The sequence below is a fragment of the Sulfitobacter alexandrii genome (assembly GCF_001886735.1).
Lineage (GTDB): Bacteria > Pseudomonadota > Alphaproteobacteria > Rhodobacterales > Rhodobacteraceae > Sulfitobacter > Sulfitobacter alexandrii.
The window spans coordinates 285,517-310,302 of sequence record NZ_CP018081.1 but is presented as its reverse complement, the minus strand read 5'-3'; the positions used below and the strand labels follow the sequence as shown (position 1 = coordinate 310,302).

General features: G+C 60.3%; 21 protein-coding genes. 15 read left to right on the top strand and 6 right to left on the bottom strand.

All coding sequences use genetic code 11. The features are described 5' to 3' along the window. Window positions 1–268: 268 nt before the first annotated feature. The 4 genes from BOO69_RS22625 to repC all read left to right on the top strand — a co-directional run bounded on the left by BOO69_RS22625 (window position 269) and on the right by repC (window position 4,745). Window positions 269–607, top strand: a complete 339-nt coding sequence (locus tag BOO69_RS22625; RefSeq protein WP_017470241.1) for a DUF736 domain-containing protein — start codon at window positions 269–271, stop codon at window positions 605–607. A gap of 227 nt (window positions 608–834) precedes the next feature. Next, window positions 835–2,190: a ParA family protein gene (locus BOO69_RS22620; RefSeq protein WP_172839586.1), complete on the top strand. Its 1,356-nt coding sequence runs from the start codon at window positions 835–837 to the stop codon at window positions 2,188–2,190. Beyond that, entirely contained in the window at window positions 2,187–3,230 is a 1,044-nt protein-coding gene (locus tag BOO69_RS22615; protein ID WP_071974416.1) for a ParB N-terminal domain-containing protein, read from the top strand. Before BOO69_RS22620 ends, BOO69_RS22615 begins: the two co-directional genes overlap by 4 nt. Window positions 3,231–3,464: 234 nt before the next feature. Beyond that, on the top strand, window positions 3,465–4,745 hold the full coding sequence (gene repC, locus BOO69_RS22610; RefSeq protein ID WP_071974415.1) for a plasmid replication protein RepC: 1,281 nt from the start codon (window positions 3,465–3,467) through the stop codon (window positions 4,743–4,745). Window positions 4,746–4,757: 12 nt separating this feature from the next. On the opposite strand, the gene BOO69_RS22605 is transcribed toward repC, so the two are convergent. After that, window positions 4,758–5,867, bottom strand: a complete 1,110-nt coding sequence (locus BOO69_RS22605) for a tyrosine-type recombinase/integrase (RefSeq protein ID WP_088672649.1) — start codon at window positions 5,865–5,867, stop codon at window positions 4,758–4,760. 113 nt (window positions 5,868–5,980) lie between these two features. Between BOO69_RS22605 and BOO69_RS22600 the strand changes: the two genes are divergently transcribed. Further along, window positions 5,981–6,859, top strand: coding sequence for a DUF1403 family protein (locus BOO69_RS22600; protein WP_071974182.1), 879 nt, complete (start codon window positions 5,981–5,983; stop codon window positions 6,857–6,859). A 2-nt stretch (window positions 6,860–6,861) separates the two neighbouring features. Beyond that, a complete protein-coding gene (gene scpB, locus BOO69_RS22595; protein ID WP_071974183.1) occupies window positions 6,862–7,455 on the top strand; it encodes an SMC-Scp complex subunit ScpB in 594 nt (197 codons plus the stop codon). A 163-nt stretch (window positions 7,456–7,618) separates the two neighbouring features. Here the strand turns inward: scpB and BOO69_RS22590 are convergent, their stop codons facing one another. Both BOO69_RS22590 and BOO69_RS22585 read right to left on the bottom strand, forming a co-directional pair. After that, window positions 7,619–8,629 (bottom strand): nucleotidyl transferase AbiEii/AbiGii toxin family protein, encoded by a 1,011-nt coding sequence (locus BOO69_RS22590; RefSeq protein ID WP_071974184.1) that lies wholly within the window; start codon window positions 8,627–8,629, stop codon window positions 7,619–7,621. 2 nt (window positions 8,630–8,631) lie between these two features. Continuing rightward, window positions 8,632–9,228: a DUF6088 family protein gene (locus tag BOO69_RS22585; RefSeq protein WP_071974185.1), complete on the bottom strand. Its 597-nt coding sequence runs from the start codon at window positions 9,226–9,228 to the stop codon at window positions 8,632–8,634. Between the two features lie 414 nt (window positions 9,229–9,642). Between BOO69_RS22585 and BOO69_RS22580 the strand changes: the two genes are divergently transcribed. The 4 genes from BOO69_RS22580 (at window position 9,643) to BOO69_RS22565 (ending at window position 13,919) form a co-directional block, all read left to right on the top strand. Next, the gene (locus tag BOO69_RS22580) at window positions 9,643–10,386 is read left to right on the top strand and encodes a methyltransferase domain-containing protein (protein WP_071974186.1); all 744 of its coding nucleotides are present in this window, start codon (window positions 9,643–9,645) and stop codon (window positions 10,384–10,386) included. A 134-nt stretch (window positions 10,387–10,520) separates the two neighbouring features. Then, window positions 10,521–12,149: a Mu transposase C-terminal domain-containing protein gene (locus BOO69_RS22575; protein ID WP_093455154.1), complete on the top strand. Its 1,629-nt coding sequence runs from the start codon at window positions 10,521–10,523 to the stop codon at window positions 12,147–12,149. Then, window positions 12,127–12,984 (top strand): TniB family NTP-binding protein, encoded by an 858-nt coding sequence (locus BOO69_RS22570; protein ID WP_071974414.1) that lies wholly within the window; start codon window positions 12,127–12,129, stop codon window positions 12,982–12,984. Before BOO69_RS22575 ends, BOO69_RS22570 begins: the two co-directional genes overlap by 23 nt. Continuing rightward, window positions 12,930–13,919: a TniQ family protein gene (locus BOO69_RS22565; protein WP_083545780.1), complete on the top strand. Its 990-nt coding sequence runs from the start codon at window positions 12,930–12,932 to the stop codon at window positions 13,917–13,919. The genes BOO69_RS22570 and BOO69_RS22565 overlap by 55 nt, the downstream gene beginning before the upstream one ends. A 352-nt stretch (window positions 13,920–14,271) precedes the next feature. Here the strand turns inward: BOO69_RS22565 and BOO69_RS22560 are convergent, their stop codons facing one another. The 3 genes from BOO69_RS22560 to BOO69_RS22550 form a co-directional block, all read right to left on the bottom strand. Continuing rightward, entirely contained in the window at window positions 14,272–15,450 is a 1,179-nt protein-coding gene (locus BOO69_RS22560) for a reverse transcriptase family protein (protein WP_083545813.1), read from the bottom strand. A gap of 199 nt (window positions 15,451–15,649) precedes the next feature. Further along, window positions 15,650–16,888, bottom strand: a complete 1,239-nt coding sequence (locus tag BOO69_RS23155; protein WP_133065738.1) for a phosphoribosyltransferase-like protein — start codon at window positions 16,886–16,888, stop codon at window positions 15,650–15,652. A 99-nt stretch (window positions 16,889–16,987) separates the two neighbouring features. Next, on the bottom strand, window positions 16,988–17,569 hold the full coding sequence (locus BOO69_RS22550; protein WP_232786400.1) for a plasmid pRiA4b ORF-3 family protein: 582 nt from the start codon (window positions 17,567–17,569) through the stop codon (window positions 16,988–16,990). A gap of 922 nt (window positions 17,570–18,491) precedes the next feature. On the opposite strand from BOO69_RS22550, the gene BOO69_RS22540 reads away from it, so the two are divergent. From BOO69_RS22540 to BOO69_RS22525, 5 genes are all read left to right on the top strand, one after another. Then, window positions 18,492–18,830, top strand: coding sequence for a DUF736 domain-containing protein (locus BOO69_RS22540; RefSeq protein ID WP_008335621.1), 339 nt, complete (start codon window positions 18,492–18,494; stop codon window positions 18,828–18,830). Window positions 18,831–19,465: 635 nt separating this feature from the next. Further along, window positions 19,466–19,642 (top strand): hypothetical protein, encoded by a 177-nt coding sequence (locus BOO69_RS23280; RefSeq protein ID WP_165198475.1) that lies wholly within the window; start codon window positions 19,466–19,468, stop codon window positions 19,640–19,642. Between the two features lie 411 nt (window positions 19,643–20,053). Further along, the gene (locus BOO69_RS22535; RefSeq protein WP_071974411.1) at window positions 20,054–20,776 is read left to right on the top strand and encodes a helix-turn-helix domain-containing protein; all 723 of its coding nucleotides are present in this window, start codon (window positions 20,054–20,056) and stop codon (window positions 20,774–20,776) included. Then, window positions 20,769–22,697 (top strand): relaxase/mobilization nuclease domain-containing protein, encoded by a 1,929-nt coding sequence (locus BOO69_RS22530; protein ID WP_071974410.1) that lies wholly within the window; start codon window positions 20,769–20,771, stop codon window positions 22,695–22,697. The genes BOO69_RS22535 and BOO69_RS22530 overlap by 8 nt, the downstream gene beginning before the upstream one ends. A gap of 14 nt (window positions 22,698–22,711) precedes the next feature. Further along, on the top strand, window positions 22,712–24,625 hold the full coding sequence (locus BOO69_RS22525) for a type IV secretory system conjugative DNA transfer family protein (RefSeq protein ID WP_071974409.1): 1,914 nt from the start codon (window positions 22,712–22,714) through the stop codon (window positions 24,623–24,625). Window positions 24,626–24,786: the final 161 nt, after the last annotated feature.

Below are 24,786 nucleotides of genomic sequence, written 5' to 3'. Positions count from 1 at the left end.
CGGCATTCTTGGCTGTCGGCTGTTCACCCAGTTTCCTTCGCGGCCACCGCACTTCTCCGGGTGTCTGAGTTGCATGACATGCTGGTCGCAGCTGTCGTCCCGCCCACAAAGGTTGTCGCCGATCTTTTTCCCCTGACCCTGCGGGTCATTCCTCGCGCACCAAAAAAACCGGCGCCTGCCCCTCTCCGCTGCGCTTCGCCTTCGGTGTGGCCAGGCCTTGGCCAGCTGCAAGGTGACCATCATTGCAACGCAAACAAGGAGAAGAGCAATGACCACGAACTGCATCAAATTCACCAGCGCCGACATCGAAACCGCCAAGGGCGTCGGCTCCATCTCGACCCTGACCTTCGACCTCGACATCACGGTCGAACCCGTCGCGAGCACGAACCCGATGGCCCCCACGCACCGCGTCCTCGGCCGCTCCCCGCGCGGCAAGCTGGTCGAGTGCGGCGGCATCTGGAAGAAGCAGAACAAGGAGACCGGCGCCGACTACTACACGCTGACCATCCGCGACCACGGCTTCAACGCCAACCTCGGCAAGGCCGCGAACCAGGACGATCTGTCCCTGCAGGCCGTCATCCCGTGGGGGCCGAAAGACGCAGCCTAAGCCAACGGCCAGGCCGCTCCGGCGGTCTGGCTGCACCAAGCTTCGAGGTTTTTGCACGCGTGCAAAATCACCTCGCGGCTCAGGTTGCTGTCCGTATTTTCAATCGGTGTAGCCCATATTGTGCGCCGAAAATCCTGTAGGCGTACAATATCTGTACATTTCCTCAAAAACCGTGCTATTTACAACTCGGAGCGATTCCGTGAGAGAGTCGAAATGAGAGCGGTGTAATGGGCGGCAGTATAGAACAGTTCCTTCAAGAGCTCGAGCGGGGCCTTGGCCGGACCATGGTCTCGGTCAACAAGGAGTTGACGATGCGTGAGCGCATCAAGCGCTCTTGGTCGATGCGTCAATGCGCTCGCTTCCTGAACATTAGCCATCAGCATCTAACGAAGTTCGCTAAGGACAATGAGGATTTTCCTGCCGGCAAACATGTAGGGCGCGAACGTGTTTTTACACTGACGGAGCTGATGCACATCCGGGCTTTGATGGCTGCATCAGCAAAGCGGCCTGAGCATTTTCTTGCTTGGCGCAAACCCGACGATCCTTTGCCCGTCATTTCATTCGCAAGTCAGAAAGGTGGTACGGCAAAGTCGCTTAGTGCTGCGCACTTCGCTCAGTACCTGAGTCTGCACTACGGCATGCGAGTCGGCGTCATGGACGCAGACCCCCAGAGCACGATCACGCTCTATTTTGTCGGCGGCGAAGAAATGCCAACTTTGCCAGATGACGAAACTCCGACGATGGTTGACTTCGCGGGGCTGTTTCAGACCGACGAGTCCATCCCTTACACTGACTATGATGCGGAGACGCTTGACGGGTTCTTCAAGAAAACCTCTTGGCCGGGCGTGCGGCTAGTACCTGCGCATGGCGAAACCTCCGAAGGTGAAATTCAGATCGCGAGGTTGTTGCGAGCGGGCACCCCGGAAAAGCGGTTCTACAGGTTCCTAAGAGACTCCATAGATCGTTGGAAAGAGGGGCATCCACCGGTCACCCGTCCGAATGAACTGGTGAGCAACGGTAGGGTCGACCAAGCGAAGCTTGAAAGTGCCCTCAACGAGACCTTGGACTGCATCATCATCGACTATCAGCCTGCGCTGACACTGTTCCAGCTGAACAATGTGATGGCGTCTACTTCGTTGATTATCCCGCAGACGATGAAGGGGTTCGACATTGCGACCTTGTCCACCTTTGTGACTGGTCTCCTCACCATGCTGCGCCACATTTTCGCGACGGATCGGATCGATATGGGCGGTGCGGCACATATGCTGTTGCCCACGATCGTGCAGAGAACAAATGAGCAAGATCTCACACAGGTCGGCAACCTGCTCGAAAACTGCCCAGATGAGGTGCTGCCCGTATTCTATCTTCGCTCCGATGCTATTTCGAACGCGTCGGACGTTTATCAGTCCGTCTACGAGTATGACCCAGATACGCCAGGCAAGCGAAAAGGCATCAACAGGTTCATCGAGAATGCTGACGCAGTGAATGACGCCATCGTCTCACGCCTCTGGCCTGGTCTTGAGCGTGGCTATGCCGAGGATTGGATGCAGAACTTCTACAATTTCGAGGAGGAAGCCGAATGAAGCGAACATTGAGCAGCTCGGTCCTCAAGAAAAAGTCCGCGCGCCCAGATGAGAATGTGTCTGCGGCTCCTGGATCTGGTGCAAGCGAACAGGTCCACGAAGACGAAGCGAAACTGGTTGGTGGGGTTAAGCCAAGACTGGGCGGCTCTGGCAGTGCTTGGAAGGCCGGAGCGCTTTCAGACGCCAGCCAGATGCTTCACGTTGAGCGCGCACAGGTCGTGGAGCGCATTCTCGCGGGTCGACATGAGTTGCAGATTGATCCGTCTCAGATCGTGGACGTGATTGGATCGGACCGGCGTGAAGATTGGCGCGACCAAGAGGCATTCGAGAAGCTCAAAGAGAGTATCGAGAAGAATGGTCAAGATACGCCCATTCATGTTCGGCCAGCGGATCCTGATTGGCGACCGGATGAACGTGAGCCCGAGAACGTAGAAGGCGTGACATTCCAGTTGATCGTGGGTCGGCGACGCCATGCGATCCTTGAAGCTTTGGGATTGCCTGTCCGCGCCATTCTGGTTCCACAATCCCATCGGGGTTCCCGTGAAGAGCAGTTCGAGATGCTATTCATGCGCTTCCGGGAAAATGAGGAACGTGAAAACCTGAGCGCATTCGAGCGTCTGGTTTCGATAGGCGAAATGTTCGAGCGGCTACAAGATGCCAAACCGGACGAGAAGATAACTGCAACCGAGTTCGCCAAGCGTGTGGGTGTCCATAACAGCGCGGTATCACGTGGTCGCGCTGTCTATGCGGCTAGAGGTGAGATTTTGCACACGTGCAAAGATGTCTACGATCTCAGCCACCGTGACCTCGAAAAAATTCTTGGCGACCTGACTAAAAAGCCGTCCAAGCCTGCAAAAAAGAAATCGCAGAGCCCAAAGAAACTCACGGTACAGCGAAAGATCGGTTCGCGGAAATTGAGTGTTACAGGGCAGGGCGGGAAGCTCTCTGTCGCTGCCACGGGGCTAACATTGGACGAGGACATTCTCAGAGGTTTGAGTGATGTCATCGCTGAGTACTTGGAGAAACACGGATCGAAGTAAGAGGCAGGAGCCGCGGAGACGGTCGTCTTCGATCCAAACGAGGTAAGAAACAGGAGCGGATATGCTTTGAGATAACGGCAAAAGAAAAGCCCCCAAGCTGAGGGCCTGAGAGCTTATCAAGATTAGTTTGGTCGCTATCAAGATAGTTCTCCGGCGAATCACTGTCAACAGCAACGCTCCTGAGCGAACGGGATTCTTTTGCCCTCCATCAAGCAGAGGAGGCGAGAACTATCCATGAAACATACAGGTTGGCGCAAGCCGACACCGGGTCTTGGCATTGCAGAGCAGCTTGCCCAAGCCGGTGAACAGGTGGCTGTACCCAAAACGCGGGCCTTCGTGGCCGTGAAGCGGGTGGGGGCCTACATTGGCCTCAAGGCCGGAGACTTGATGCTCCTCGACACGCTGGGGGCCTTCACCCAGGCCCAGGACTGGGAAGAGGGCCAGCGCCCGATCGTCTGGGCGTCGAACGCCTATCTGATGGAGCAGACGGGGTTTTCGCTCTCTGCACTCAAGCGCCATGCACGGCGGCTGGCCGAGATCGGCGTGATATCCTTCCAGGATAGTCCGAACGGCAAGCGATGGGGCCGTAGGGACGCCGAAGGGCGCATTGTCGAGGCCTACGGTTTCGATCTGTCGCCTCTGTCGGCGCGTGTCGAGGAGTTCGAGGAGCTCCATGCCGATTTGCAGGCCGAGCGCGAGCTCTGCCAACGCCTGAAGCGTCAGATCACTGTGGCACGCCGCATGATCCGCGCGCGGATCGAGGCGGCCGTCAGCAGCGCGCTGCGCGGGCCTTGGACGCAGTTCACGGGGCTCTTCGAGGAGCTTCTGGACCGGCTTCCGCGCCGCCATGAAGCGTCCGAGCAGCTTGCACGGCTGCTGGGCTGGTTCAAGGAGCTACAGGAGCGCGTCGAGGCGGCCTACCTCAAGGCAACTGAGGCCGTGCTGCCTGTGGAAAACATGCCTGAAACCAAGGAGCAAGTTCCCGAGAAGACTCAAGAAATGAACCCCAGGGAGGTCATTTCTGACCCTCATATACTAATTACAAACCAACTTGATCCTGTAACTCGTAATTCCTCAGAAAATGAGGAAGTCGCGGCCGTAGTGCCCAATGCTCAGCCCGAAGATCAGGTTGATAGGGAGCTGGAAGAGTGGGTGGCCGAGGTGCGCAAGAAGCGCGCTGCGCTGGATCTGCCCACAGTGATGCAGGCCTGTCCTGAATTTGCGTCCTGGGCCCGCAATATGGGCGGGTTCCTGAAAGATTGGGGCGATCTGCATCGTGTTGCCGGTCAACTCCGGCCGATGATCGGGGTGTCCGAGCATGCGTGGAACGTAGCGCAGGACCGATTGGGCAAACAGGTGGCGACAGCGGCGCTGGCGCTTGTATTCGAGAAGCATTGCGCGGGCGAAGTGTCCTCACCGGGCGGCTATCTGCGCGGCATGGTCGACAAAGCCGGGGCCGGGGAGCTGCATCTCGAGCGCAGCTTCTATGGCAGGCTCAGCGGGCAGGCGGCGTGATGGGGCAGGGGGTCAGAGACCGGCGGCCTTGGTCAGGTTCACGCGGAACCGGTCGCGCCGGCGCTGGTAGCGGCGGGTCATCTCGGCCGAGGCATGCCCAAGCTGCTTCTGGACGTAGCGTTCGTCGACTTCCGCTGAACTGGCGAGGCCAGCTCGTAGCGAGTGGCCAGAGAAGAGGGCGAGGCGTTCCTTCTCAGGCAACTCAGATCGGATACCGGCATCCAGAACCGTACGTTTGACCAGCCGGGCGACATGCTTGTCGTTCAGCCGTGTGTCGAGGGCGCGCTTGCCATCACGCGAGGTGCCGACGAAGACCGGACCGAAGTCGATCTTCGCAAAGTGCAGCCATTGCTCCAGTGCATGCACGGGGCAGGTCTGATCCTTGGAGCCGCGTCCGATCTCGACTTCGCGCCATCCGGTCTTTGCGTTGAGGGTCAGGAGGGCGCCTTTCTCGAAAATCTCGATCCAGCCGCCGGAATCCGGCGTATCGTCTTTGTGCACGTCCAGGGTGACGATTTCTGAGCGGCGCAAACCCCCTGCATAGCCCAAAAGCAGGATCGCGCGGTCTCGCAGCCCGCGCAGGTCATAGGGCAGGGTGGCCACCATCGCGAGGATATCCTCGGCCAGAATGGCTTCCTTCTGAACCGGCGGTCGCGCGTGCTTGCGCTTGATCCCCGCTAGGACCGAAGCAATGTGTCGGTTCTTGCGATCAAGGTTGAAGCCGCGCTGCACGTAGTTCCAGGCGAGACCCGACAGGCGGCGGTCTATGGTGCTGACCGAAAGGGTAGGGGAGGGGCCTGACGCGGAGGCCAAGTCTGCCAAGTAAAGCCCGATCATCTCGGGAGATGGAGGCAGTGGCTCCGCGCCCTTTATTCGGCACCAGCGTGCGAAGTGCGCCCAGTCCTTTGCATAGGCCTTCAGCGTGTTGTCCGACGCCGCCGCGCGTGCGTAGTCGCGGGCCGTATCGACCAGCCGATCGAGCGTGCCCGAGCCCGCTATAAAGGACGGAAGGCTCAAGGCCTCGTCGTCAGGACGATCTCTCTCGTTTTCTTCGTTGGACGAAGGCCGGATTGGCACGTCTGAGCTCGATTTCTCGGTGTTTTCTGACATGCCGCTGAGCATATTCTTTTGCGTCCGATAAGGCAAACTTATTGGACATATCGGCAAGCGACAGGGTGGGGCGGTTTTCACATCATATTGTGGACGAAAGCGCCGCGGGAGACTAGTCTTGGGACATGACATATGGCCGCGACGACTTCGAGAGCCTACCCCGGATGCCGTCCTGGGTCACCTCGGCACGGGTTGAAACCCTTGAAGATGTTGCGTTTTTGTCGGGCGCGGCACTGATCCACCTGCATCTTGTGCTGGGACGTGCGGAGGTGCCCCAATCCTTGTTACGGGACCGACTCGCGCTGCGCGCGGCTCAAGCTTGCGTCACTCTCTCTGGACGGCCGGAGCGGGCAGGGGAGTTGCGCGATGCGGTGCACCTGTTGCGGCCCGGCGATCTTCCCGGACCGGCCGGTGAAACCTACCTTGCCTGGCGGCGTGCGGTGGATCGGCCGGTGTCGATCAAGGCTCTGGGCCGAGCCTTGCCGGCCGTCGAGCCGGGCCAGATCGCGACCTGGGTCGATGCGGGGAAGGGGGCGCCCGTGACCCGTGCCGCGCTGGCGCTGGAGGCGGTGTTTACCGGAGCGCCGCGTGCCGACGTGCCTGCGCTGATCCTTGCTGATGGAGCTCTGGCACAGGCGCTTGGCTGGGACCACCTCGTGCCGCTACTGGCCCCGGGCCTGAAACGCGCCGACCTGCGCAAGCGCGGCGATGACCTTCGCTTGGCCTGTCATCGCGCGATTGTTGCAGCGGCGGTTGAGGCGACGCGGGAGGCCGCTGATTTGGCCCGACGTGCAGCGCGCTTGAAAGAGGTCGGGCCAAAGCTCCGGGCGAAGGGCGCGGACGAGGCCCTTGGGCTGTTCCTGGGCCAGGACGCTGTCGCGCCAGCGATGCTGACCTCGCTCAGATCCGACCGCGCCGCACGGCGGTTCTGCGACCGGCTGGTTGAGCTGGGCGCGGTACGCGAGCTGACGGGCCGAGCGACGTTTCGGCTCTATGGGGTATGACGATGGCGAAGGATGGCTCTAACTCCGAACTGGATCGCGAGCTGCCCGACTTGCCGCCGGAGCTGCGCTGGCGCGAATGGCTACGTCGGGTCGAAGCGGTGCTTTTTGCCAGCGCCTCACCAGTGTCGCGCGAAGAGCTGGCACGTGTGGTGGGGCAGGGGGCTTCGGTCGACCTTCTGGTCGAGGACCTCGCCGCCGATCTGGAGGGGCGGGCTTTTGAAGTTGCGCAGGTCGCTGGCGGCTGGATGTTCCGGACGCGGGCCACCTACGGCCCCGCGATCCGCGCGGCGGCGGATGTCGAGGATCAGCTGCTCGACCTGAGTGAATTCGATATCGCGGTGCTGGCAGCCATCGCCTACCACCAGCCGATCACGCGCGAGGGGCTCAAGGACATCTTCGGCAAGCCAATCAGCCGCGACTTGATCGGCCGGCTGCATGCGCGAGGGCTGATCGGGACGGGGCCTCGGTCGCCGCGGCGCGGAGCACCCTACACCTATGTGACCACTGAGCAGTTCCTCGTCGCTTTCGATCTGGAGACGCTCCAGGACTTGCCGGATCGGGAGCAGCTAGAGGATGCCGGATTGGCGGAAGGATGATGATCGAGCGGCGATGCCTCGCGGTCTATCGCTCAAATATGGGCCATTCATGAGGTATAAAACTGCATCCTATAACTCATGACGATATGCTGGCTTAGCAGTTGCGGCCTTGTGGACTCCCGATCACCAGGTTCATGCCTTTCAAACGCCGAGACCTTCGAGGTCAGGCTGCGTTGATCTCCGCCTCCAGCGCTGCGATCGCGTTCAGCACATCATCGAAACTCGGCGTGTCGCCCATGATCATCTCCCGCATCCCGGCATAGTCGCGACGAAGGGCGGCCTCGAGCTCTTTGCCCGGGGCCAGGCGAAGGGATCCTGGTTTTGCGTCTTCGTACCGGGCCCACGCGGCCTTGAAGAACACCGATTTGTGGTGGCCGACTTCGCTCAAGAGGTCGAGATTGGCCAAAGCGCGCGCTTTGGCGTCGTGCTGTGTCAATTGCGCCATGTCGTAGTAGTGCCGGGACATCCGGTCAGCGAGCGGTTTGCCTGCATCTTGATGGAAGAGCATGTGTAGGATCGTCGCCTTCTCCCAAAATGTCCGTTCGATCCCGAGAGTGCGCACATCAACAGGGTTAAGGCCGGGCAGATCGGGAAAGGCCTGTTGAACATAGGTTGAGAGTGTCCGCTGCTCGGCCGGGAGCTGCGCGCCACGTGCGCCGAACTCAAACCGTACGATAGGTTTGATGTAGCCTGGGTCGTCGCCGCCGAGAGATGGGTAAGCGAAGAGTATGGTCTGAGGATCGTTTTCGTCGATCTGGAGCGAGAATGGCTGATCCAGACGCGTGGAGAAGGTGGTGTTGATTTCGTCGAGCAGTGGGCCTGCGACGGTTGCCTCTGCCGCATCTTGAAGTTCCTGCAACAAAGATTTGCGTTTGCCGCTCGAGAGGTCGGGGTTCTCAGGGTCATGGCTTCCCTCAAACCCGAGTTGGGCACGGTTGAGCGACAGATCGACATCCTCAGAAAACCGATGGATGACATCGTAGGCTTTCGAAAGCGATGTACCTCCCTTGAAGATCAGGTGGTCGCCGTAGGAGGGCAGGGCAAAGAGGAGCTGGAGTGACCAGCACACCCAGAAGTCTTTTTCGACTATCGCCTTGGCAAAGCCGAGTTCTGCCGCGGCTTGCCGGAATGCTTCATCGCGGTTTGCAGGCGTGTCGTTTGCGAAGGTGTCCATGCTCAGGCGTGTGCCACGATTTGCTGCACGACAGGATGCATCCAGGCCGGAACGTGTCGGCTTTGCTTTGCAAGCTGCGCACGGTCCTTGGCATCCAGCGAGCGGGCGATCTTGCCGATCACCTGGTCGTCGATGCGATCTTTGCCGACATAGCGGAGCGCCTGAAACACCGTGCCTGTTTTTGACCCAGCGCCGACCAATGTCTTCGGAGAGGCGTTTCGGAACTGGATAACCTGTCGTCCGATCTTCTTGGTTCGTGTGGGTCCGTCGGTCATGTAGGTCGGATTGGACGGGACCTGGGTGGACAGACCTAACTGGTTCGCCGCCATGGCGGGCGAAGGCAGTAGAACCTGGTTGTCCTTCCGGGCCACGGCGCGTGCGATGTCGTCAGCAGAGGGTGCCAAGGGACCGAAACGGGAGCTATGTTTCGGATAATCGTAGAGCCCACGCGTCAGCCGCCGGATCACACCCTGATCCGCAAGGCGCGACAGCGCCTGATCCACGCTCGCGCGCGATCCGATATCGAGGAAATCCGATGGCGCGAAGATAGCGCCTCGGCCTTTCCCAATGATGCGTTGCTTGATTTTTGACGTGATCATGGCTCAACTCTATGTCAGAAAATAGGATATGTTTTTCTGAACGTCAAGTGGAGCGGTTTCGGTGAAAGTTCGGCACAAAGGGCGGGAAGAAGTCATACGCTGCAGTTGCGAGTCTGGATTGCCCCTCCGGCGAGAGCCGACATTCAGACAAACGTATAAACGGCGATTCTTTCTGCGGCACGGAAGGCGGCAGTGCGAGCCCATACTGGCTACGAAAAAGGGCAAGGTCGTTGCATTCGCAGCACAAGGTGGCGCGGCAGATGCAGCCTTTAGCCGACCTCCGTTTCGGGCGAACGTTTTTGCGATGCGGCCGGTCGAAGCAATCGTTCGGAGCGCTTTTGCACCTTTGCGCGGCCACTGAGGTATTTGTAGGTCTTTCGTGGTATGCTCCCATGAGCAAGCCGGAGTCAACCAATGCCAGACCTCTACGCGACTATCTCAGAAACACCGCGCGAAACACAGGAGATGCTGGGAGACGCACTGACCATCCGAGCGAACGAAACGCAGATGGTGGAGATGCGGAGGCGCTATTTCTCTTGGTTGGACATCCCCGAAGGCGGGGCCGGTCTGGAAATTGGGAGCGGGACCGGTCATGTCACGGCCGATCTTCTGCGTTCCACGACATTGAGCGAGGCCGTTGGCCTCGATCCAAGCCCGGTCTTGGTGGAAAGATCGAATGACTTGTTCGGCAATATACCTGGCCTCAGCTTCGTCGAGGGCGATGCAAGGTCGACCGGTGTTTCGGACGAGAGCTTCGATTTGGCGGTCTTCCACACATCGCTCTGCCACATTCCCAATCCCGATGCGGCGCTTAGTGAGGCACTCAGAATGCTGAAGCCAGGTGGGCAGATCGCGGTCTTTGACGGTGATTATGCCACGATAACTGTAGGACTCGGTCCGAACGATCCGCTTCAGGCATGCGTGGACCAGATCCCTGCGAATCTCATCCATGACAAATGGTTGTGCCGGACCTTGCCACAGCGTCTACGCCGCGCTGGCTTCGAGATCGCTCGGTGTGATGCGCATCCCTACATGTCTGAAGGCGAAGCGTCGTATTTTCTGACGCTGGTTACTCGAGGCGCTGACTTCCTTGTAAACGACGGGCTGATCAGCGAGCAAGGGTGTCACTGTACCCTCATTAATCAGAATTGCCTTTAAAATTATCGTTTGTTTTCAGCGGCACGATGTACCCTTAATTTTCATATTGTACCGTTAATTGCCATACTGTACCCTTTATTAGCATACGGTCAGTTCTGTGGATAAGTGCTGACAGGAATAGGGCAGGGATTGGCGTGGTCAGCGAGCGTCTTGCAAAACATCGAGCAGCAGTCCTCCGTCCGATCCTGGAACTTGAGAAGAAGGGTGAGCCGATCAGTGCGGCAATCGGAGATGCTGCTTGGGAACTAGGTTTGGCGAAGAGCCACACCTGGTCGCTTTACCGCCGTTTGCGCGAGAACGATGGGCGGGCCGCAGCACTGGAACTCAGTCGCCGGGGGCCGAAACCGGGGTCGAAACGGATCGCGCGAGAAGTCGAAGACCTCATCGATGAACGCCTACGGCGCTATTATCTGGTCCGCGAACGCTCCAGCTTTCTGCGAATTTGGCGTGAGATCCGTTCGGAATGCGAGGCAAAGGGCTTCCAGCCACCGGCACGAAAAACGCTGAAAGCTCGGCTCGATGCAATGGACGAGAAAGAGATTGTTAGAAAGCGCCGTGGTGCCAAGGAGGCGAACAAGACTTTTGCGGCACGTCCGGGCCGGCTTGCGGTTGGAACGCCACTGGAAATTGTTCAGATCGATCACACCTTGGCCGACATCATTTTGGTCGATCACGTGGATCGGCGACCGCTTGCGCGCCCATATTTGACGGTAGCCATCGATGTTGCAACCCGGATCGTTCTCGGGGTCTTCGTCAGCTTTGATGCACCATCAGTTCTTTCGATCGCGCTCTGCCTCGATCATTGTGTGCGTCGGAAATCGATCCACGTCCCAGGGAAGCTGGAAGAATTGGTCTGGCCGACATCCGGCATCCCGAAGGCGATCCATGTCGATAACGCGCAGGAGTTCCACAGCGACGCCTTCTCATCGGCCTGCGAAGATTGGGGCATTGCCGTCGAGTACCGCCCGCCTGGTGCAACGCACTTCGGAGGTCATATCGAACGTTTGATCGGAACGGCCATGGGGGCTGTTCATGTTTTGCCCGGGACCACGCAATCCTCCGCTGCCGAGAAGGGCGATTATGACAGCGAGAAACATGCGGCTCTGACCCTGGCCGAGTTCGAGGACTGGCTTCATCTGGAGATTTGCCGCTACCACAATACCCGCCACGAAGCCCTCGGGCGAACGCCGCTGGCCGCTTGGGCTGACTTGGGCGGAGACACTGCGGGGCGGCAGGTTGTCGATGTCGAAGCCTTCCGGACAAGCTTCCTGCCTTTTGAGTTGCGCCAGCTCGGGCGCACTGGGATCACTCTCTTTGGGGTGCACTACTGGAGTGATGCCTTCGCGTCGTTGGTCGGACGGGGCAGCGGCAAGGTGCAGGTGAAGTACGACCCGCGGGACCTGTCGCAGGTCTGGGTTCTCGTCAATGATGGCCGCATGATCCCGGCTCGGTATCGGGATCTGAGCCACCCTCGGATATCGCTTTGGGAAAGTCGTCGGGCGCGGAAGGAATGGCAAGACAGGCATGGCGGTCGGATCAACGAGAAGGCCTTGTTCCAGGTGATCGACGCGCAGAGACGACTGGCCGAGGCGGCGCGTCAGAAGACAAGGACCGCCCGTCTGGAGAGCGAACGCGAGACGCGGCTTCCCAAGCACCAGCCGCGCCGCGATCCGTCCCGAGAAATGTTCGCCATCGACACTGGTAACCCAGACCTCCCCACTTATCCGATTGAAGAGTTTGATGACCCCAGAAGAAAGAATTGACCGCATCCGCAGCGATCATTGGATCGCATTCGACCGTGCCACGATTGTTCTCAACCGATTGACGTCCCTGATGGAAATGCCGCAGCAGAGCCGGATGCCTGGCCTGATGGTCTATGGCAGTTCCGGTATTGGCAAGACGATGATCGCCAAGCGCATGGCCAGCAAGTATCCGACGCAGTACAACGCAGAACTGGGCATCACGAAGACCCCCATCCTGCTGGTTCAGGCGCCGCCAGCGCCGGACGAGCGACGCTTCTACCAGCACATCCTTTCGACGATCGGGGCGCCGATGTGGGGGCGGCATACCGTGTCCGAACTTGAGGTCCGCGCGCTCAGTCATCTTCGGGATATGGACCTGAAGATGCTGATGATCGACGAGGTGCACAATCTGCTTGCCGGTAGTTACCGGGAGCAACGCCGGTTCCTGAACATGCTGCGGTTCTTGGCCAACGATCTCTGTGCCTCGCTTGTCGTTTTCGGTGTCAACGAAGCGCTCGAGGCCGTCCGCGGTGACGACCAACTGGCCCGTCGCCTGGACGAACACTACCTGCCGCTCTGGGAGGACGACGTGGAGTTCTCTCGGCTCATCCAAACGCTGATTGCCGCGATGGCACTTGAGCAGCGGTCGGGCCTCACGGTTGCGTCGCTTCGGACAATCCTGAAAGTGACGGGCGGTGTGACCTCGCGCGTGTTCATCATGATCAAGTCCTTGGCCATCGATGCGATCGAGACGGGTGAGGAGCGGATCACCGATGAGGCCGTTCAGGCCTGGCAGCCGGTATGGGCGAAGCATGCTTGGAGCATTCCGCGCCAACCCATCGCGGAGTTCGGGTGACCGTGAACCCATTGCCGCGTCGACCGCCACCGGTATCCGACGAGCTTCTCTCGAGCTGGATCGGGCGGTTGGCCCGGGCCAATCATTGTTCCGTCGAAGAGCTTTGCGGCTATCTCGGTTTGGGGCAGGGCAGGGTGCCGGAGCATGCGGGTGACCTTGGGCATGTGAACTGGGCTCGGCTATGTCCGGCGGTTCAGCAGACCCGGGATGAGATCGCGGCCATGACCCTCCCGGACACGACGCATCATCCCGCTCAATGCGTATCTAGCGATGACTTCCAAAGTTGCGCAAACTGCTCGAAACAAACCTCGGGACTGGTCCTGCGCCACTGGCGCTTCGCCTGGTCGCTGACTTGCGAAAACTGTGGTCGACCTCTTGTGGCGAGGCATCCGGCCGATGGTCTATCAAACAGGCTACGTGTCCGCGCCGCTCGGGGCGCGGCATTGCTGAAGACGGCGGTTGCCGCCGCCGATCTGAGGCACATGCAGCGGATCAGCCATACGCTGTGCCTCTTACAAGTACTTGAGTTGGTATACAGCGTGCCACTCACGTCGCGGTGTCAACTGGAGCGGTCAATAGCACTCGCAGCTGTCGATGTCTGCTCAGCCCGTCCATTATTGGGAGTGGCCATCTTGCTGCGCGGAAATGAACAAGCATTCTGGGATCTCCGACGCGCCTTTCCTCAGCGCAGACGTTTGATTGAGAAGGTGCGCAAGCTGTCGATGAACCTCGATATGCGACTTCCGCGAAGACGTCGGCAGGAAAGCAGTCCCGTTGACCGATCTGCCAGGGCGACGTCGCCCAAAAAGACGTCTGCGCAGGCCCTAGACGCTGCCCGTCAGGCCATCTCCGAGCTCGGTGCCGATGCAGATCGTCAAGCGCTTCTGGCACGAGCCGATGCAATCTGGAAGCGCCAAAGCTGTGTCAGCCACTGACGCAGCGCCCTGTGGATATATTGCAATTAAGGGTACAGAATCTGCCGAAAACGCTTCCAATCCGCAGAATCTGATTAATTAGGGTACAGTGACAGTAGCCTGCGCGGTCTGCACCTATTTGGCCAAACGCGCGGTGTTATAGTCGGCCCGAACAGTCTGATGAAGAGACTGGGATTTCAGAGATACTGGAGCAACGTAGAAGGCCGACACTTAATTCACAGGACCGGTTCAAAATCAGTGCGATCTCAGGCTGGAAAGACCTTCTAGGTTCTCCGGCGGTGATTTGAGCTCAGAAGCTTCTCCAAATTGATTAAAATCCGTAGGTAGAAGACGCCCATCGGACAGATTAAATTCACCTCCTTGTCTGCGACCAATCTGACGAGTCTAAAATCGCCCGACATTTCGCCGCATAGACTGGATCGATCTGACCGGCGAACGCGATCAGACCCAACAGATGTTGGCGGAGGCCTTCAACGGAGGCGAATCCGCGCCGCGCTGCATGTTGAACCGGCCCCTGATCGGGAGCGCTTATGTGATACAGGTGCTTTCGAAGCCGCGAGCGGAAATCGCGTGTCAGCTTCGGCGTGTCTCCGTCCACCAAAAGGCCGAGCACGACTTTCCGTGCTCCCGGAGAAACAATCGTCGTCTTGGATTGGTTCGGCGCCAGTCCTCGAGCAGCCAGGATCTCATACACTCGCCCTATCAGATCATGTGCGCGGGATCTTCCAAACGACTTTCGTGTCGTTGAAAAGGTGAGATCGTCTGCATAGCGCGAGTATCGGACGCCGTAGGTCTTCGCGATAGCAGTCAGTCTTTCATCTAGGTCGCGCACTGCGAGATTGGCCAACATTGGACTGGTTGGTGCGCCTTGCGGCAAAACGCCAAACAGGTCTCGTGGATAAAGCGATGTCAAGGATGAGTGCCGAAATCTGGGCGTTCGTCGCTGAGGCAAGACAGCAGTATCGTTGCGATGTTTGTCGCGGAGACGGGTGCACAAGCGCGCAAGCTCAAACGCGACCAGCGGCTGGTAGCCCCGCTCCAAAAACACCCGATGCACGTCGATTTCGGTCAGCGATTCGAAGAAGTTCCGCAGATCAATCTTGACCATCCAAACTGCGCGGCAGTGGCGCGCCGCGGCCTGGGCCAACCGAGACCCTGGTGCAAACGCCGTGCTCGCCGAGTGGCAGGGTGCATGGCGCAGGACTTCGGACGCGATCCAAGTCTGGACTCTCAGCAAGGGCGGCTCAGGCACGGCGATTGTCCGATAGCGCGGAGGTTGGCCCGGGATCGGGCGCTTGCGGATCGAGAACTCCCGATAAGGGTCCGCATCCCGCCTTGAGGCATATGCTTTCAAAATACCAACATCAACGCCCGCCAAATGCCCCAGATGGCCAAGGGTCAGGATCGGCGGGCCTGGATTTGCCTGCCGCAACGTGTGTTCAGCTGTCGCAACTGCATTTTTGAGGATGGATTCATCCACTCCTGCCGCAAGGCCCTCGGCGAAGTAGCGTTGAGAGTTCCACGTTCGCATCTACTATCCACCCTTCAGGGTGAGCTTGATCGGATCGCAAGTCAGCCTACCGCTGCGGCGACCGCAAGGTCGTGCGGTTCGATCAAGTTGAGCATCAAGCGAAAGCTTGACCGTGAGCCCATCGCAATCGACGGCCCAGGCATCACCTCCTGCGGGCAGGACGTGACACCAACGGTGCCGGTCGTTACCCCGGCAACCACTAGACATCGCGTGGCGCTCTCAACGCATTCGGAAAGTACATCGTGTCGTCGCCTTGGGGAAGGGGGCTCTTGCGGTCCTGGCGGATCAGTCGTGACGCAACCATCCGCCCTCGTTCGGTCAGTTGATGCGACGCGTTTATCCAACCCCAACCTTTCAAGCGGTCAAGGATTTCGGACACATCATCGATGTTCATGCCGAGACGACCCGATATCGCTTCGGAATGACGGGGAGATCGGCGCAGTGCAGACAGTATGATCGTTTCCAAGCTCGTCGGGCGCAGAATTGCCCCGGTGTCCGACGCCTTGGCAGACGCTTCAATACGCGCTCTTTCTTTCTTTGGCGTGTGCGGTTCTTGGTAGGGGGAACCAGCTGTACTGGATGATCGCTCCGGTACCAGCGCCGACCATCTTCTTGCATCCTTCCAGAACATCGAAGGTGCATTGTTCGGCATGCCGTGATCAAACGCCAAAAGCGCCCCGACTTCGCCATAGCCCAGGGGTTTGGACCCTGGTGGCGCATATTGACGACACAGCTCTTCCATCCGCCTGACTTTTCCTCGGGGAAAGACCGATTGAATTGTTGGGCATCGTGTCACCAAGCTGACGGTGGGCGATGAGGCGTGATCCTTTACGCGATCGACCCCAGCTTCTGTCCCTGCGTAGGCCACCACTTCGAAACAAAGGCCGGAATGACTGCGCCTCGACCACCAGCTGCGCACTGTCCGCAGCCTCCATGCGGCATTGAGATAGTCGATGACGCGATCTCCGCTTCCGATGAAGTCCGTTACCAGAACGAACCGGCGCACGCGCTTCTCGCGAATGATGTCGGCCCCAGGGTTGAGAAGGATCGACTTTCGATGGCGCTTGTGCAACTGGGTCAGGACGTTGGCGACAACCCCTTCACTGCCTATTTCTTCGGCGACCTGTCGCTGACGAGGCACCAGCGGCGGTCCGACGCGGCCATATGCGCGCACAGTCTTCTTCCCTTTTTGCATTTTACTCGCGCGGGACGTCTCGGGAAACAAACGGTTGGGTTGCCCTTTCCATTTCTTACGCTCTGTTTCGTTGTAAAGCGCCACGGGGTTGGGACCGATCCTCAGGCGGTCTTCAAGGACCCGCGTCAAATCGCGGCGAAAAGCATCACCAGGGACAAGCCGGATGAGGGACGCGAGGATCGCAGCATCCGCCCGGTCCGCTTCTTCGAATTGATCCACCCATGCTTTCACCAACGGCGGCATGATGGTCGATCTTGTAGCCACGTCGGTACCTCGATCTCAGTTCTTCAAAATGGTTGCGAGGTTCGCCATATGGATCATGCGCCAAACCAGCTTCAGGTTTCACTTTAGACGGCTGCGCTCTTTCGCCCAAACAAACATCGCACCGACGGCAGCATTGGCTTGCTGCACGCTAAACACTTCCGGTTCGAACGCGCCGGCCCATTGCTTTGTAGCGCGATGCTCCGGGTGGTGTTTGTCGGTCAGCGCGTCGAGAAATTCTTCGTAGGAATAGGGCCCGCCACTATCCTCTGGCGGACATGCGCGCTCTCCGGCCACACAGGCAGGAAAGTCCTGATCTGGCCTTCCGGTTGGTTTGCCAACCTTCTCGACAGTGACGAGGTGCCGCCAACCATCGCCGAAATCATAAGTGTATATGAACTGATTGCCTTTCTTGACCAGCTCGCCAAGAGTAAAGCTCTTTTCGTCCTTCCGGCCATCGTTTGGGTCCCAGCTGTCGTCACTTTCGTCGCGGGCCTCGAACCTGTCTTCGCCAATCTCGAATTCATGCAAATGATAGTCTTGCCAAGGCATAGCGCCCTGGAGAACGGAATGCAGGATGTCCAAGCTGATGTCATTCGGCACGAGGATCCGGCGCCAGATGGGTGGTTTGATGCCAACAAGTTCGATTTTCAGCTCAATCAAAATGTGTTCCGCCTGTCTCAATGGCCCTGCCGTTGAAGTAACTTTTGATTCTTAAGTTGAAGCATTCAAGGGGAACATTGGCCCCTCCTGCCCTTTGGTCAGGACCGCGCCCTACTCGGTCGGCTGCACGCAGCCGCCCGCCCCGAGCTGAAACGCCGCCTCTCGCTGCGACGTGCTGCTGGCGGTGCAGTCTCCTCCGGAGCCAGCCCGGCCAGCCGTCGCATGGTCGTGGCAACGCTTCATCTCGGCCGTTCCGGTTACGGTCGCTTGGGCGGGCGCGTGACAACATCGATCTCGTATCTCGCGTCTCGGCCGGTGTTGCTCCTTGCTTTGCCGGACGTGCCGTGCCGCCCCGTCATCATAGGTCGCAAACGGCGTTCTACGACCGCCGGATTGCCTTGACCGCAGCTGGCATCAGGCCGGTGATGGTCGTGCTGCGCGGATCGCACGTTACGGGGTGCCGTGGAGGGACCGTTCGAAATCCGGGGGGGGCGGAACGGTGTCGAGGCTTCGACGATCTCCCTGCAGCTCTTCCAGACAACACAGATCGGGTTGCCACGGAAACCAGCCGTCGCGGCACGTGAGGCAGGGTCAGCAAAGCTCTGACTGGCCGGGATGCGGCTCGGTGCGAGAGGACAGAAATATCGCCACCACAGGCATTTCTCTCATTCGGTTGTTCACCCTCCTTTCTTCGCGGCCACCGCACTTCTCCTGGTGTCTGAGTTGCATGACATGCTGGTCGCAGCTGTCGACCCGTCCACAAAGGTTGTCGCCGATCTTTTTCCCCTGTCCCTGCGGGCCATTCCGCGCGGAGCAAATAGACCGGCGCCTGCCCCTCTCCGCTACGCTTCGCCTTCGGTGTGACCGGGCCTTGGCCAGCTGCAAGGTGACCATCATTGCAACGCAAACAAGGAGAAGAGCAATGACCACGAACTGCATCAAATTCACCAGCGCCGACATCGAAACCGCCAAGGGCGTCGGCTCCATCTCGACCCTGACCTTCGACCTCGACATCACGGTCGAACCCGTCGCAAGCGCGAACCCGATGGCCCCCACGCACCGTGTCCTCGGACGCTCCCCGCGCGGCAAGCTTGTCGAGTGCGGCGGCATCTGGAAGAAGCAGAACAAGGAGACCGGCGCCGACTACTACACGCTGACCATCCGCGACCACGGCTTCAACGCCAACCTCGGCAAGGCCGCGAACCAGGACGATCTGTCCCTGCAGGCCGTGATCCCCTGGGGCCCAAAAGACGCCGCCTAAGCCAAAGGCCAGACCGCTCCGGCGGTCTGGCTTTTTCTCGTTCCGGGGGAATTTGCCCTCGACCGGTGCACTATCGGTGTCCGAAGAACGCGGCATATTTCGGAAGCGGACGCAGAGGCGGGTCGTCAGACCGGATAGGTCGCGGGCGCGGCTTCGATCTTTCAGTTCAGTGACAGCGTGGATCACGCGCGATGGAGGCGGAACCGAATGACCGCAGGGAGAACTGGGAGCCAACTGAGCGAGCCAAGCGCACCTCTTCCGTCGGTCGAACAACCCGCGCCTAGGTCGTCTTGGCGAAGCTACCAGGGGCGCCGAACTCACCCTGTGCCGCGAGGGTGGAAGTCGCAAATCAACGTCATGCATCCCGGGGCAACGTCTCACGCCAGAGTCACCGCCGCGCGCCTTTCCGTCGACCTGTTGGCCTTAGAGATCGCTAGCCCGGGGTCGAGCGGCCGGCAACGCCGGGGGCAGGTTTCTGGACGGCTGGCGCCTTGAGCGCTGCGGGGCATCGCTCACAACAAACCTGCCCCCAGCGTGCTCCATTTCATTCCGCCCCGTGCCGGGTGCAGCCCGCTCTCATGCCCCCGGTCTTTTCCACGATCCGTCCAACGACGATCAACGGAAAGGATCACACCATGACACTCGAACAATCCATCGACCTCGCCGAACTGCAAGCCGACATGGCTTTCGATGCCTACCTCGCCGCCTTTGATGAAGACGCCCATCCGGAGACACTCGACAGCCTCGAGACCGAGGCTCTGATCGCCCGCAGCCGCTACGACGATCTGCGCAGTCAGGGACTGGGTCACTGACCCAGACACCCCTGCGGGTCTTCGGATCCGCAGGGGTCTGACACTGATCCTTACCAACATTGTGACGCCCCAAACGGGCGTGACACGCGCCATCCCGCGCGGGCCGTTTTCGTGTTTCTGGCGCCCGATCCGTGACCGGCTCGGGCGCTCGGTTTGCCTGACATCGCGTGCTGCTCCAGCGCAAGTTTCAGCAGATTTATTCGACCAGATTGTCGCGCATCGATGAGGACGGCACCGCTCCATGTCGCGCTGCCCAGCGGTCTTGAGTGCACCTCATCGCAAGCAAAAAAACACATCATGCAAAACGTAATATTGCGCAATGTGATGTATTGAAGTATAAGCAAAAGAGAGAAGGAAGACGTTGGCAGGATATGGCCAATGTTTGCACATTTTGTCCGAGGGGTCTGACCCGTGCCGAGGCCAGCGAGAAACCTGAAGCTTGAAGAGCGCATCGAAGTGGCGCGGCGCTTCGCGGCGGGCGAGACCGCGAAGGACCTGGCGGCGGCGTTCGGCATCTCTCCGCGTCATGTGAACCGGCTCGCGAACGAGGAGGCGGGCGAGGGCATCGCGGTGCGCGATCCGAGCGAGACAGTGGCCTTTCGGGCGAGCCAGTCCGAGCTTGCAGCGTTTGATGCGGAGTGGCGCGCGCGGGGCTTTGCCAATCGTTCGCAGGCGCTCAATGCGGTGCTGCGCGGACGCTGCGGTTTCCTCGATGTACCCCGTGATCTGGTCGCGGAATTCTGCGCCGCGTGGCGGCAGGCGAAGGATGTAAGCGACGCCGGTCTGGTCCTCGCCAAGGCGGTGCATCGCGGCCGACTGGAGGTCTCAGAGGCGGACCGCGCGGTGCTGATCGAACTCGTTGATCTGGCGCAGTCGATGAGCCGTGAGATGGGCCGGATGAAAGATGCGGCGCAGGCGTTGCGTCATCAGGAGTGGCCGCAAAAGGAAGAAGGGCAGGGGACGGAGAGCGCGGTTCTGGAGGATGACCCGCGCGCGATCGGGAGCGGTCTGAGGCTGGTGCGTGAGAGTTCCGGTTCAGAATTGCATCGCCCTTCGCTGCCTCTCGGCAAGCCGCGAACGCGAACGGCGATAGCCGATGATTTTCTGAAGAACCGGAACTCTCGAAATGGCTGATCCCCTCGCCCTCTATGCCTCGGTCATGGGGCGGCTTTGGGAGGATGAGCGCATCCGGGGTCAGGCCGCGGCGCAGATCGACGCGCGTCTGGCGGGGCGTCGGCAGGGGCGCAGTTTCGCGCGCGTCGGATCCATGTCGGCGCGCAACGCGCTGAAGGCTGCGTCGGGCCAGAGCCGCGCGGCGGTCTTCAAGCGGATCCGGGCAGGGGGCTGCAAAACGCGTGCTTCGCTTGAGGCGCAAATCTCCTACATCAACGACAAGGCGGTCTACACTTACTCGACGATGACCAACGCGCTGACCGATGCGGCGGTGCTTTCTGAGGAGCAGAAAGAAGACATCATCGAGGATTGGGCCGGGACCTGGCGCGGCTCGACCAAGCTCGGCTTCACCTCGCACATGCTGCTGTCCTTCCCGACCGACGTAACCGTCGATCAGGTGCGCGACATCGCCATGGACTGGACGGAGCATTTTTTCGAGAGCGGCGAATACGGCGACCAGTGGGACTATGTCCTCGCGGTTCATGATGACCGGGCGCACAAGCACGCCCACGTCATCCTGAACAATCGCGGCGTCGAGAAGGGCACCTGGTTCTCGTGCTGGGCCGAGGGCGTGATGTCGCCGCAGCTCATGCGCGAGAAGCAGGCTGAAATCGCGGAACGCTACGGCGTGATGCTCGACGCCACCACCCGGCTCGAGCGCGGCATCTTCGAGAAGCCTGCCGGGATCGAGGAGATCTACCGTGCCAAGGAAGAGGCCCGCCTGCCGCGCGAGATCGTCATGACGGCCCAGGAATCCGCCATCGCGCAGGCGCAGGTGGTGGGCTTCGCCAAGGACTACAAGAACCTCGCCGACCTGCTGGACCGGATGGACCAGCGCCACATGGCGCGCGCCGTACGCGGCATGGCGGACGGGCTTGGCTCCGGCACGCCGTGGAACTTCACCGAAGGAGAGATAGACATGAAGGACATCAAGACCGTCGGTGACGCGATCGACTATTCCGAGCGCACCATCGAGGCGCTGAGGCTTAAGGCCGAGGAACTGGACCCGGCCGAGCGCGCCGCTTTTGAAGCCAAGGCCGCGCCGATCATCGCGGACCTCTCGCAGATGGTGCCGGACCCGGAGTTGCGCGCGCGGTTTGGCAAGCATCTCGAAGAACCCTATCCGCCGGGGGCGGGCAGCGATGTGCTGATCGACGCGCTGCGGTCCGGCAAGGATGAGGGGCTGCGCGATGTGCTCGAGCGCGCCGAGGAGGCGGGCATGGACAGCGAGGAGCTGGTGGCCCGGATCGCGGCGGGCGGCACGCGCAACTACGGTATGGCGCAGGACTGGGTCGAGCGGGACATGAACGCGGTGCTGGCTAAAGACGGTCTCAGCGTTGAGACCGCGAGTGACGACCAGCTAGATGCCGCGCTCGAGAAGGTCGACGGGGTGATGGACGCGCTGATGGAGCGGGCGAAGGAACTGGGCGTCGAGATCGGGCGAACCCTCGCGGACGAGGAGGAGGCGACATTGCCCCTCATCGACGAAGACGACCGGACGCCCAATCCCTACCTGCAGGACCTCGCCGACATGCTGCGGGACGGCAAGCTCACCGAGGCACAGGAGGAGACCATCGAGCGAACCCTGCAATCCGAGCTCTTCAAGGAGTTGGGCGAAGAAGGTTTGGCCGAGCTGCGCCGCGGCAACTACGAGGTGCTGGATGCGGCCCTGCCGAGCAAGCTCGATCAGATCACGGTCACGCAGGAGTTCCTCGAAATGACCTTCGAGGAGACCGGCGACCAGGTCTTTACCGACCGCGCTGCCGTGTTGCAGCAGGACAAGGCGACCGAGGTCGCGCGGATGCGCGGCCAGCAAGAGGCGCAGGAAATGGGGCGCGATCTCGGTCGGGACCGCGGTCTCGATGACGAGATGGAATTCTGAGGGGGATGACCACTATGACCAAGACACTTCCCCTCTGGGCCGCGCTCCTCTTCGGCGTGATCTGCGGCGCTGTCATCGGCACCATCGTTGCCGCCTTCTACCTGACCCTGGCCCTGAAAACCGGCTTCGGCAGTTTCGACATGTTGGCGCTCTGGAAGGCCAGCGCCGCAACACGCGCGGCACATCCTGAGGCCTTTAAGGTGGGGTTTGGCGCCGTCGGCTTCGGAGCCATCGGGCTTGGCGCCCTGGCGCTGGCCTGGACCTGGAAAAAGGAGAGAGACGACTATGGTTCGGCCCATTGGCAGACAAAGGCGGAGTTGAAGAAGAACGACATGTTGCAGGCGCCGGGCAAGGGCTTCGTCTGCGGCAAGCTTGGCGCGCCGCGTTTGAAAGCCGAGTTCATATCCTCGACCACGATCCCGCATGTGATGATGGTGGCGCCCACCCGCGCGGGTAAGGGCGTCGGCTTCGTGATCCCGAACCTTCTGAGCTTCGCGGGCTCGGTCGTGGTGCTCGACGTGAAGGGCGAGAACTTCGAGAAGACTGCACGGCTCCGGGCGTTGAACGGAGACGAGGTCTATCGCTTCAGCCCCTTCGACTGGGCCAATGCCACGCATCGCTACAACCCGCTTGCGCGGATCGCGAAGGCCCCGACATTCGCGCAGCGCTTCACCGAGGTCTCGATCCTGGCCGACCTCTTCCTCGACAAGGACAACAAGACGCTCGACACCTTCTCCGAGGCCGGCAAGTCGATCTTTGTCGCGGCCTGCCTGCTGGCGATCCAGCGCGGCACACCGAACCTTGGCGAGGTGAACAAGATCGTCGCCGGGGGCGAGTACAAGAACGCGCAATACAAGACCTATGCAGACGAGGCCGAGGAAGACATCCTGCGCGAGCTCTGGACCAACGCGGCCTCGGCCTCATCGCGCCTGCTGACCTCGAACATTCAGGCGCTGATGACGGCCGGCCTCAAGCAATGGGACAACCCGGCGGTGCGCTCGGCCACAGAGGCGAGTGATTTCGATTTCTCGACCTTCCGCAAGACCTCACAGTCGCTCTACATCGCGGTCTCCGAGGATCACATCGCCACCCTCGCCCCGCTCCTGCGTCTGATGTTCGCCGATCTCATCGCGTCGATCCGGCTGAACGAGCCCGGCCCGGATGAGCCCTGGCCTGTCATGATGATGATCGACGAATTCCAGCAGATGGGGGCCATGCCCTATCTCGAGCGCGCGATCCATTCGCTGGCAAGCTATGGCGGCCGCGTCGCGATGATCGCGCAGTCGCTGGCTTCGCTCGACCGGATCTACGGGCCCGAGGGCCGCGAAAGTCTCGAAAACGGGGCAGGGCTTAAGCTCTATATCACTCCCCGCGATCAGCGGACCGTGAAGGAGGTATCCGCCGCAGTAGGCAGCACGACCCGCGAGGCCGTGACCCGGATGTATGGCCGGAACAAGGGCTTCCTTGGCGCGACGTCAACATCAGCGCGGCTGGAGGAACGGCCGCTGCTTTCCGAGACCGAAGCGCGCCTGATGGACCCCGACGAGGTCATCATCCTCGCCTCGCCGCAGCATCCGATCAAGGCAAGCCGGATCAAGTATTACGACGATCCGTTCTTCAAGGACATGTTGGCACGACAGGAGGGCAAGCCCTTCCCCTATCCGCCGAGCGTGCAGGGTGTGGGGCCTTGGGGTAGCGACGGTGGTGACGAGGCAAGTTCTGACGAGCTGGTGAAACCAGTCGAACGCGCGCCTGTGCGGGATCGATCACAGCGCCGCGAAGCGCGCGCGATGAGCGTGAGGACGATGGATGCCAGGCGCGGGCAACCTGTGCCCGAGACGCTCGAGCGGGAAGCGGCGCTGCCGAAGGAATGGGAGGCGGCGCTCGATCGGCAGGAGGATTTCATCGCGGAGTTGTTGGGAGGGTAATGACCGAAATGTGTTTCAGTGCTAGTCAGAGAACTGGCGGTTTCGCTCCCGTGGTTGTCGGTCACTCCATCACAAGCTGACCTGCAAATGTCTGAAGATCCAGTGCGATACACGGTTGAAAAAACTGTCGCAAACAAGGATTGTGGGTGTTCATTCAACCC